At 47.5% G+C, this 562-nt stretch carries 1 protein-coding gene and 1 pseudogene; both read left to right on the top strand.

From position 1 onward, the window contains the following. Positions 1-270, top strand: a pseudogene (locus J5224_RS34460) (ATP-binding protein); the annotation flags it as partial. 75 nt (positions 271-345) lie between these two features. Then, positions 346-562: hypothetical protein (locus J5224_RS34455; protein WP_264629322.1), on the top strand; the 217-nt coding region annotated here is incomplete at its 3' end.

Genomic DNA, 562 nt, shown 5'->3' with positions numbered 1-562 from the left:
CAGAGTATGGTGCAATTTACCATCCCTGGGCCGAAAGAGCGCTTACAGTTATGGCAAAACGCCTTTCATGGCGTGTGTGAACTCGCTGAAGATGTCAATTTATCCGCCATTGCCGATCGCTATGAAGTGGCCGGTGGGCAAATCATTAACGTGCTGCGCCAATGTGCATTAACGGCTATTCAACGGGATGAACGCGTAGTTAATCAGGACGACATTATTGCCAGTATTCGTCAGGAATTTAGAAAAGATAACAAAATGTTTTTTGAGTGAATGTAGCGGCGTGACATAAGCGGAAAGGGTGATCCCGATTTGATATAGCACGATTGAGAAAGAGGGCAGCTTGTGATGTTTTCAAAACAAACGACACGATATCCATCAACCCGACAGGCGGTTTCGCAGCGTAAAGCCCGCCTTGCTACGACGGCACTGGAGGACAATCGCAATGAGCCCGTGCAAAGACAGCCCAATAAAACCGGCCTGCCCGATAACCTGAAAAGTGGTATGGAAAATATCAGTGGCATGAGTCTGGATCACGTCCGGGTGCATTATAACTCTTCAAAAC

It is taken from the genome of Candidatus Symbiopectobacterium sp. NZEC135 (assembly GCF_025962695.1).
The sequence above is the reverse complement of the archived record's forward strand: the minus strand, read 5'-3'. Positions and strand labels throughout refer to the sequence as shown.